7 protein-coding genes are annotated in these 10,107 nt (G+C 71.9%); 5 read left to right on the top strand and 2 right to left on the bottom strand.

The window, feature by feature from the left end; genetic code table 11:
- Window positions 1-147: 147 nt before the first annotated feature.
- Together meaB and AN218_RS11450 are read right to left on the bottom strand one after the other, a co-directional pair.
- Window positions 148-1,107: a methylmalonyl Co-A mutase-associated GTPase MeaB gene (gene meaB / locus AN218_RS11455; protein WP_070016751.1), complete on the bottom strand. Its 960-nt coding sequence runs from the start codon at window positions 1,105-1,107 to the stop codon at window positions 148-150.
- 124 nt (window positions 1,108-1,231) lie between these two features.
- Window positions 1,232-2,419 (bottom strand): acetyl-CoA C-acetyltransferase, encoded by a 1,188-nt coding sequence (locus AN218_RS11450; RefSeq protein WP_070016750.1) that lies wholly within the window; start codon window positions 2,417-2,419, stop codon window positions 1,232-1,234.
- 236 nt (window positions 2,420-2,655) lie between these two features.
- Between AN218_RS11450 and mce the strand changes: the two genes are divergently transcribed.
- The 5 genes from mce (at window position 2,656) to AN218_RS11425 (ending at window position 9,823) form a co-directional block, all read left to right on the top strand.
- On the top strand, window positions 2,656-3,117 hold the full coding sequence (gene mce, locus AN218_RS11445) for a methylmalonyl-CoA epimerase (RefSeq protein ID WP_070016749.1): 462 nt from the start codon (window positions 2,656-2,658) through the stop codon (window positions 3,115-3,117).
- A gap of 171 nt (window positions 3,118-3,288) precedes the next feature.
- Window positions 3,289-6,642, top strand: coding sequence for a polarized growth protein Scy (gene scy, locus AN218_RS11440; RefSeq protein WP_070016748.1), 3,354 nt, complete (start codon window positions 3,289-3,291; stop codon window positions 6,640-6,642).
- Window positions 6,643-6,766: 124 nt separating this feature from the next.
- Complete coding sequence (locus AN218_RS11435) at window positions 6,767-7,726, top strand: coiled-coil domain-containing protein (protein ID WP_070016747.1); 960 nt, start codon at window positions 6,767-6,769, stop codon at window positions 7,724-7,726.
- A gap of 354 nt (window positions 7,727-8,080) precedes the next feature.
- Window positions 8,081-9,049 carry an ABC transporter ATP-binding protein gene (locus AN218_RS11430; RefSeq protein WP_070016746.1) on the top strand — a complete coding sequence of 323 codons (969 nt, stop codon included), beginning with the start codon at window positions 8,081-8,083 and terminating at the stop codon, window positions 9,047-9,049.
- 3 nt (window positions 9,050-9,052) lie between these two features.
- Entirely contained in the window at window positions 9,053-9,823 is a 771-nt protein-coding gene (locus AN218_RS11425; RefSeq protein WP_070016745.1) for an ABC transporter permease subunit, read from the top strand.
- The last annotated feature ends 284 nt before the right edge of the window (window positions 9,824-10,107 follow it).

Here is a 10,107-nt window from a genome sequence, read left to right as displayed (position 1 = left end):
CGGGGGCGCCTCACGGCGCCCCCGCCGCTTCCGTCTGTACGGCGAGCCCGACTCCCCGGCGCCGGCGGCCCGTTGCCGTTCCGCAGACCGTACGGGCGGGGCGTGCGGGCAGGGCGTGCGGGCAGGGCGTGCGCCGTCTGCCGCGTACTACTGCTCGGTGACCCCGGCGACCAGCTCGTCCGCCGCCGCGTACGGGTCGAGCGTCCCGCCGACGACCTTCTCCGCCAGCGCGTCGAGCCGCTTGCCGCCCCGCAGTTCGCCCATCCGCTCCCGCAGCGCCGTCACCGCGATCGTCTCGATCTCCCGCGCCGCCCGCCGTGCGCGCCGCTCCGCGAGCACCCCGCGCTCGTCCATCCACGCCCGGTGCTTCTCCAGCGCCGCCACGACCTCCTCGACGCCCTCGCTCCGCGCGGCGACCGTCTTGACGATGGGCGGACGCCAGTCGCCGGGCGAGCGCGCCTCGCCGAGCCCCAGCATGTGGTTCAGCTCGCGGACGGTGGCGTCGGCGCCGTCCCGGTCGGCCTTGTTGACGACGTACACGTCGCCGATCTCCAGGATCCCCGCCTTCGCGGCCTGGATCCCGTCGCCCATCCCGGGCGCGAGCAGCACGACGCTGGTGTCGGCCTGTGCCGCGATCTCGACCTCGCTCTGGCCCACGCCGACGGTCTCGACGAGCACGATGTCGCACCCGGCCGCGTCCAGTACGCGGATGGCCTGCGGCGCGGCCCACGCCAGCCCGCCGAGATGGCCGCGGGTCGCCATCGAGCGGATGTAGACGCCCGGATCGGAGGCGTGCTCGCCCATGCGGACCCGGTCGCCGAGGAGCGCGCCCCCGGAGAACGGCGAGGACGGGTCGACGGCGAGGATGCCGACGCGCTTGCCCTCCCGCCGGTACGCGGTGACGAGCGCCGAGGTCGAGGTGGACTTGCCGACGCCGGGCGAGCCCGTCAGACCCACCACGTACGCGTTGCCGCAGAGCGGTGCGAGCGCCGCCATGACCTCGCGCAGGTGCGGAGAGGCCCCCTCCACCAAGGAGATCAGCCGGGCGACCGCCCTCGGCCGGCCCTCCCTCGCCTGCTCGACCAGCTCGGAGACGTCCACCGCCATGCCTGCTGCGCTCCCCTGCCTCTGTCTCTCCACGACCGCTGTCTTCACGGAACCCGGGACCCCGCGTCCGTTCCGTACCGGCGGAACGGATCCGCCGGTACGGACGTGCCGAACGGGCCCGCGCTCAGCCCGCGTTGCCCGGAACGCGGACCAGCAGGGCGTCGCCCTGCCCGCCGCCGCCGCACAGCGCGGCCGCCCCGGTGCCGCCGCCCCTGCGCTTCAGCTCCAGCGCGAGGTGGAGGACGATACGCGCTCCGGACATCCCGATCGGGTGGCCGAGCGCGATCGCGCCGCCGTTGACGTTCACCTTTTCGGGGCTGACGCCGAGGTCCTTCGTTGACTGCACCGCGACGGCCGCGAACGCCTCGTTGATCTCGATGAGATCGAGGTGGGCGGCCTTCAGACCGGACCCGTCCTTGGACAGCGCGTGCTCGATCGCCCGCGAGGGCTGCGACTGGAGGGAGTTGTCCGGGCCCGCGACATTGCCGTGCGCGCCGATCTCCGCGAGCCACTCGACGCCCAGCTCCTCCGCCTTGGCGCGGCTCATCACGACGACGGCCGCCGCGCCGTCGGAGATCTGGGAGGCCGAACCGGCCGTGATCGTCCCGTCCTTGGCGAAGGCCGGCTTCAGCTTGCCCAGCGACTCGGCGGTCGTCTCGCCGCGGATGCCCTCGTCCTGGCTGAAGACGACCGGGTCGCCCTTGCGCTGCGGGATCTCGACCGGGGTGATCTCGGCCTCGAACAGGCCGTTCTTCTGCGCGGCGGCGGCCCGCTGGTGCGAGCGCGCGGCCACCTCGTCCTGCTCGGGACGTGCGATGCCAAGCCGGGTGTTGTGCTTCTCCGTGGAGGCGCCCATGGCGATGTTCTCGAAGGAGTCGGTCAGCCCGTCGTGTGCCATCGCGTCGAGCATCTCGACGGCGCCGTACTTGTATCCCTCGCGGGACTTGGGCAGCAGGTGCGGCGCGTTCGTCATCGACTCCTGGCCGCCGGCCACGACGATGTCGAACTCCCCCGCGCGCACGAGCTGGTCGGCCAGGGCGATCGCGTCGAGCCCCGAGAGACAGACCTTGTTGACGGTCAGCGCCGGGACGTTCATCGGGATGCCCGCCTTGACGGCCGCCTGCCGCGCGGGGATCTGCCCCGCGCCGGCCTGGAGCACCTGCCCCATGATCACGTACTCGACCTGGTCGCCGCCGATCCCGGCCCGCTCCAGCGCCGCCTTGATCGCGACGCCTCCGAGGTCGGCCCCGGAGAAGGACTTGAGCGAGCCGAGCAGCCGTCCCATGGGCGTACGGGCGCCGGAGACGATCACCGAGGAGCTGCCGGACGCTTGAGCTGACGTGCCAGTCATCAGGTTCAGATCCCTTCCTGGGGGGCCGCCCCCGGGCCGCGGGTACGGGTGTCGCCGGGCCGCAGGACCCGGCAGGTTAACGAGGGTTAAGGGGACTGCCAGCCAATGTACTGAGCGGTACTGTCACCGGTCACCGTCCGGCGGGTGTGACTGTGCGCACGTTGCGTAACCGGACGCCCAGGCGCTGCACTGGGACGATGCTGACGCGTATCGACCACATCGGGATCGCCTGCTTCGACCTGGACAAGACCGTCGACTTCTACCGTGCCACGTACGGGTTCGAGGTCTTCCACACCGAGGTCAACGAGGAGCAGGGGGTCCGCGAGGCCATGCTCCGCATCAACGGCACGGACGACGGCGGCGGCTCCTACCTCCAGCTCCTGGAGCCGGTGCGCGAGGACTCGGCCGTCGGCAAGTGGCTGGCCAAGAACGGCGAGGGCGTCCACCACATCGCCTTCGGCACCGCGGACGTGGACGCCGACTCCGAGGACATCCGCTCGCGCGGCGTGCGCGTCCTCTACGACGAGCCGCGCAGGGGGTCGATGGATTCGCGGATCACCTTCCTCCATCCCAAGGACTGTCACGGGGTCCTCACCGAGTTGGTCACCGCGGCCGCCTCTCCCACCTCCGGGAACTCATCGGCAACAACGAGCCACTGACGCCTGCTTCTCGGCCCGGTAGAGTGGCCCCTCGGCCGGGGCGGGCCTCCGCGCCACCCTCGATAAGGGCGCCGGAGTGGATATCCGGCCCGAAGTTCAGCCGATGATCTGACACCATCGCCACGAGGGGTCAGTTCACCACCACGACCAGGGGACGGATGGGACCGCGCAGTGCGGGGCTACGACCGCTACGAGGCTGACGACCACCTCTCGCAGTTCGAGGCCGAGATGGAGCGGCTGAAGAAGGAGCGGGAGAAGGCCGTCGACCATGCCGACGACCTCGGCTACCAGGTCGAAGTGCTGCGCGCCAAGCTGCACGAGGCGCGCCGCGCTCTTGCCACGCGTCCGGCCGGTTACGACAACCTGTCCCAGCAGGCCGAGTCGCTGCTGCGCAACGCACAGCTCCAGGCCGACCAGATGCGCGCCGACGCCGAGCGCGAACTGCGCGACGCCCGCATGGAGACGCAGCGGCTGCTCCAGGAGCGGGCCGAGCAGCAGTCCCGGCTGGAGGCGGAGCTGCACGCCGAGGCCGTACGCCGTCGGCAGCAGCTCGACCAGGAGCTGGCCGAGCGCCGCTCCACCGTCGAATCGCACGTCAACGAGAACGTCGCCTGGGCCGAACAGCTCCGCGCCCGTACGGAACAGCAGGCGCAGCGCCTCATGGAGGAGACGCGCGCCGAGTCCGAACGCTCCCTCGCCCAGGCCCGCGAGGAGGCGCAGCGGCAGGCCGAGGACACCCGCGGCAGGCTCACCTCCGAGGCGGAGCAGGCCCGTTCGGAGGCCGAGGCGATTCTGCGCCGGGCCCGCGCCGAGGCCGAGCGGCTCCTCAACAACGCCTCCACACAGGCCCAGGAGGCCAGCGAGCACGCGGAACAGCTCCGTAACTCCTCCACGTCGGAGTCCGAGTCCTCCCGGCGCGAGGCCGCCGATCTGGTACGCCGGGCCGGCGAGCGGATGCAGGAGGCGGAGGCCGCGCTGCGCGAGGCCCGCTCCGACGCCGAGCAGAAGCTGGCGAAGGCCACGGAGGCCGCGGAGAAGCTCGTCGCCGACGCCGAGGCGGACAACGAGCAGCGGCTGCGCACCGCGAAGAACGAAGTGGCGCGCATGGTCAGCGACGCCACCAAGGACTCCGAGACCATCAAGGCCGAGGCGCAGCAACTGCGCGACGAGGCCAAGGCCGAGGCCGAGCAGCTCATCGAGGAGGCGAAGGCCGAGGCCCGCTCCCGCTCGGCCGAGGAGTCCGCGAACAAGCTCGCCGACGCCGCCCGTACGGCCGAGGACGCCCTCGACAAGGCGTCCCAGGAGGCCCAGGCCACCACGCGCAAGGCCTCCGAGGAGGCCGAGCGCATCCGCAAGGAGGCCCAGGACGAGGCGGAGCGGCTGCGCGCCGAGGCGCGGCAGCTCGTCGAGGAGCTGGAGGGCGCGGCCAAGGACGACACGAAGGAGTACCGCGAGAAGGCCGCCGAGTACCAGGAGGAGGCCCGGCGGCTGCGCGGCGAGGCCGAACAGCTCCGCGCGGAGGCCGTCGAGGAGGGCGAGCGCATCCGCGCCGAGGCCCGCCGCGAGGCCGTCCAGCAGATCGAGGAGGCGGCGAACAACGCCGAGGAGCTCCTCGTCAAGGCGAAGGCCGACGCGGAGGACAGCCGCTCGGAGGCGGCCGCCGAGAGCGAGCGCGTACGCACCGAGGCCATCGATCGCGCCACGGCGCTGCGCCGCCAGGCCGACGAGACGCTGGAGAAGGCCAACACCGAGGCGGAGGAGCTGCGTTCGACGGCCGAGCAGCAGGCCGGGCAGACGCGCGCCGACGCGGACGAGGCGGGCCGGCGCATCCGCGAGGAGGCCGAGCGCGCCGCCAAGGAGCGCAAGGCGGAGGCCGCGGAGGAACTGGAGCGGCTGCACGAGGAGGCGCACCAGAAGGTCACCGAGGCCGAGCGCGAACTCCGCGAGGCGCACACCGAGTCGGAGCGTCTGCGGGACGAGGCGCGTGCCGAGACGGAGCGGCTGCGCGCGGAGTCGGCCGAGCGGCTGCGCACCCTCCAGCAGCAGGCCGAGGAGGAGGCCGAACGGCTGCGCAGCGAGGCGCACTCGGACGCCTCGCAGTCCCGCGCGGAGGGCGAGGCCCTCGCCGTGCAGCTCCGCAGCGACGCCGCCGCGGAGGCGGAGCGGCTGCGCAGCGAGGCCCAGGACACCGCCGACCGCATCCGCGCAGAGGCCACGGCCGCGGCGGAACGGACGAACACGGAGGCCGCGGAGGCACTGGAGGCGGCTCGCGAGGAGGCCGACCGCCGGCGGCGCGAGGCCGAGGACCTGCTCTCCGGCGCCCGCGAGGAGGCGCACCGGGAGCGTACGGACGCCCGGCGCCAGAGCGACGAACTCCTCTCCACCGCACGGCAGCGCGTCGAGGACGCACAGGCCGAGGCGGCCCGGCTCGTGGAGGAGGCGGAGCGCCGCGCGGCCGACATGGTCAGCGCCGCGGAGGAGACGGCACAGCAGGTACGCGACTCGGTCGCCGGACTGCACGAGCAGGCCGAGGAGGAGATCACCGCCCGCCGCTCCGCCGCGGAGAAGGCCGCCGCCGAGCTGCGCCAGGAGGCCCAGGAGGAGTCGGACGCCGCCAAGTCCATGGCGGAGACGACGGTTTCGGAGGCCCTGGAGGAGGCGGAGCGCACCCGTACGGAGGCCGAGCGCGTCCTCGACGAGGCCCGCGAGGAGGCCGCACGCCGCCGCAACGACGCCGCGGAGCAGGCCGACCGGCTGCTGGCCGAGGCCCGCGAGGAGGCCCGCCGTACGCAGACCTCGGCGGAGGAGCAGGCCGACAGCATGGTGGGCGCCGCCCGCCGGGAGGCCGACCGTCTGGTCACCGAGGCACGGGACGACAGCCGTCAGATGGTCGAGAAGGCGCGTACGGACTCCAACACGATGCTGGAGGAGGCCCGCAGCGACGCCTCGTCGATCCGGGAGCGTACGCAGGAGCAACGCACGCGTGTGGAACGGGAGATCGAGAAGCTGCACGAGCGGGCGCGCAGGGAGTCCTCCGAGGCGATGCAGGCCGCGGGGGAGCGCTGCGACAAGCTCGTGAAGGCGGCGCAGGAACAACTGCGCGACGCCGAGGAGAAGGCCGCGCGCATGGTGCGCGAGGCCGACAACGAAGCCGGCAACGTCCGCGTCTCCGCGGTCAAGAAGGCCGAGGGTCTGCTCAAGGACGCCGAGCAGCGCAAGGCGGAACTCGTACGCGAGGCCGAGCAGGTCCGCGACGAGGCCAAGGCCGAGGCGGAACGCACGGTCGCGGCCGGACAGCACGAACTGGAGCTGCTGGAGCGGCGCCAGGAGGACATCAACGCCGAGATCTCGCGCGTACAGGACGTGCTGGAGGCGCTGGAGTCCTTCGAGACTCCCGGGGCCGGCGGCAACGCGGAGAGCGGCGGCGGCAAGAAAGGCAGCCCCGGCAAAGGGTCAACGAATGGCGTGACAGCGGGAGTTGGTGCAGGTACGACTCGGTCCGCCGGCAAGGAGTCCGGAAGTTAGCCACTCGAACGAGCGCACATTCTCCAGATCAAACCCGCAACGGCTCGCTGACACGCCGTCTCGGCCCCTAGGATTCCCCCAACACTCCCCCGTCTGATAACCCGTCTGACTCGACAGGAACCCCATGAGCGACACTTCCTCTCCCTTCGGCTTCGAGCTCGTGCGGCGTGGCTACGACCGCGGGCAGGTGGACGACCGCATCACGAAGCTCGTCGCCGACCGTGACAGCGCACTGGCCCGCATCACCTCTCTGGAAAAGCGGATCGAGGAGCTGCACCTCGAAACCCAGAACGCCCAGGCCCAGGTCAACGACGCCGAGCCGTCCTACGCGGGGCTCGGTGCCCGGGTCGAGAAGATCCTCCGCCTCGCCGAGGAGGAGGCCAAGGACCTGCGGGACGAGGCCCGCCGGGCCGCGGAGCAGCACCGCGAGCTCGCCGAGGGCGCCGCTCAGCAAGTGCGCAACGACGCCGAGGCGTTCGCCTCCGAGCGCAAGGCCAAGGCCGAGGACGAGGGCGCGAGCATCGTCGAGAAGGCCAAGGGCGAGGCCAACGCGCTGCGTACGGAGGCGGAGAAGGACGCGCAGTCCAAGCGCGAGGAGGCCGACTCCCTCTTCGAGGACACCCGCGCCAAGGCCGCGCAGGCCGCCGCGGACTTCGAGACGAACCTCGCCAAGCGCCGCGAGCAGTCCGAGCGCGACCTCGCCTCCCGGCAGGCGAAGGCGGAGAAGCGCCTCGCCGAGATCGAGCACCGTGCCGAGCAGCTCCGGCTGGAGGCCGAGAAGCTGCGTACGGACGCGGAGCGCCGTGCACGGCAGACGGTGGAGACGGCGCAGCGCCAGGCCGAGGACATCGTGGCCGACGCCAACGCCAAGGCCGACCGCGTCCGCAGCGAGTCGGAGCGCGAGCTGGCCGCCCTCACCAACCGGCGCGACAGCATCAACGCCCAGCTCACCAACGTGCGCGAGATGCTGGCGACCCTCACGGGTGCGGCGGTCGCCGCCGCCGGTCAGGGCGCCGAGGAGGGCGAGGCGGCCACCGACGAGGAGTCGGCGGCGCGCAGCGTCCCCGCGCAGCAGTCCCGCTGACGCACTGACGGCGCTCCGGCGCCGCCACCGCGTCCCGCACCCGGGCCCGGCACACCGCTCGTGCCGGGCCCGACGCGTGTCCGGGGACGGGGACGGGAAGGGGACGGGGTCGGGGACGGTCTCACGGGGGCGGCCTCACGCGCCGAACGGGAGCGCGGGCAGCGGGTCTTCGTCGTCGCAGCGCCGGGATCGCCGCGCGCCGGATGCTGCCCATCCGTCCCGTTGATCACCGGCGACCGGGCCGTCCCCATACACGTGGAAGCACCGGGAACGGCCGCGCCGCCTTGCGCACGCAGGTGAGTCACCGTGGGCCATCCACTGGCATCGGGGTCCGTGCCCGCATAGCGTCAGGGCATGATTGAGCTGCGCGGGCTTACCAAGCGGTACGGGGACAAGACGGCCGTCGACCATCTCACCTTCAGCGTGCGCCCCGGCATGGTCACCGGCTTCCTCGGCCCCAACGGGGCGGGCAAATCCACGACGATGCGGATGATGCTCGGCCTGGACAGCCCCACGAGCGGCGACGTACGCATCGACGGCCGCCGCTACGACCAGCTCCGCGATCCGCTCAACTCCATCGGCGCGCTGCTGGAGGCCAAGGCCGTGCACGGCGGGCGCAGCGCGTACAACCATCTGCTGTGCATGGCGCAGTCCAACAACATCCCGAAGAAGCGGATCGACTCCGTACTGGACCTCGTCGGGCTGAGCGATGTCGCGAAGAAACGCCCCAAGGGGTTCTCACTCGGCATGGGGCAGCGGCTGGGCATCGCCGCGGCGCTGCTCGGCGACCCGCAGATCCTGATGTTCGACGAACCCGTCAACGGCCTCGACCCCGAGGGCATCCACTGGATCCGCAATCTGATGAAGCATCTGGCGGGCGAGGGCCGTACGGTCTTCGTCTCGTCCCACCTCATGAGCGAAATGGCCCTGACGGCCGAGCACTTGGTGGTCATCGGACGCGGCAGGCTGCTCGCGGACACCTCGATGGCGGACTTCATCGCGGAGAACTCGCGCACGTTCGTACGCGTACGCACGCCGCAGCCGGAGCGGATGCGGGACGTGCTGGTGAGCTTCGGCGTCCGGCCCGTCTTCGAGCAGGACGGCGCGATGCAGGTCGAGGGCGTCGAGCCCGCCCGGCTCGGCGAGATCGCGGCCTGGTATCAGGTCGTACTGCACGAACTGAGCCCGCAGAAGGCCTCGTTGGAGGAGGCGTTCATGCGGCTCACGGCGGAGTCCGTCGAATACCAGGCCCACGACCAGGCCGCACAGCCGCCGCCCGGCGACCGGGGGACGGGCGGCGCCCCCGCCAGGAGGAACCGGTAGACCATGCCACACACGACGCGCGTTCTCCGCTCGGAGTGGACCAAGATCCGTTCCGTGCGCTCCACCCTGTGGACGCTGGCCACGGCGCTGGTGGTCACCGTCGGGCTGTCCGCCCTCATCTGCGCCTTCACCGCCTCCCAGTTCGACAAGCTCAGCAAGCAGCAGCAGCTCACCTTCGACGCGACCCAGACCAGCTTCTCGGGCTCGGGGCTCGGGCAGTTGGCGATGATCGCGTTCGGCGTGATGGTCGTCTCCAGCGAGTACAGCACCGGCATGATCCGCAGTTCGCTGGCGGCCGTACCGCAGCGCACGGTCTTCCTGCTGACGAAGGTCTTCGTCGCCACGTCGCTGGTGCTGGTGGTCGGGATGGCCACCAGCTTCTCGGCGTTCTTCGTCGGACAGGCGCTGCTGGGCGAGCACGCCGTCTCGATCCAGGACGAGGGCGTGCTGCGCGCGGTACTGGGCGGCGGCGTCTACATGACGCTGATCGCGCTGTTCTCGATGGGCCTGAGCTTCGTACTGCGCAGCCCGCTGCTGGCCTTCGCGATCCTGATGCCGTTCTTCTTCCTCATCTCCAACATCCTGGGCACGGTGAGCGCGACGAAGAAGTACGCGCAGTATCTGCCGGACCAGGCGGGCAAGACGATCACGGCGGTGGTCCCGGAGTCGCTGAACCGCCCGTACGGGCCGTACGAGGGCCTGGCGATCATGGCGGCGTGGGCGCTGGCGGCGCTGGTGGTGGGGTGGATCGTGCTGAAGCGACGCGACGCGTAGCCCTGGCCGGGCGGGCCTCGTTGTGTACGGGGCTTGTGTACGGGGCTTGTGTACGGGGTTCGTGTACGGGGTTCGTGTACGGGGTTCGTGTACGGGGTTCGTGTACGGGGTTCGTGTACCGGGCTCGTGTACGCGGGGGGTGCGGTGGTCGGGGCTTCGCCCGACCGTCACTCGTACGTTCCCCGTCGACTTCCGTACGTCGCAACGGTGTTGGCGTCGCGCGCCTTCGCCGGGCGTCGTCGGGGTGCTCGCCGCGTCTCGCAGCCGGGCCCGCCCGGGGACCG

The sequence above is a fragment of the Streptomyces nanshensis genome, assembly GCF_001751255.1.
GTDB lineage: Bacteria > Actinomycetota > Actinomycetes > Streptomycetales > Streptomycetaceae > Streptomyces > Streptomyces nanshensis_A.
Note: the sequence above shows the minus strand (reverse complement) of the source record. Positions and strands in the feature narration are given on the sequence as shown.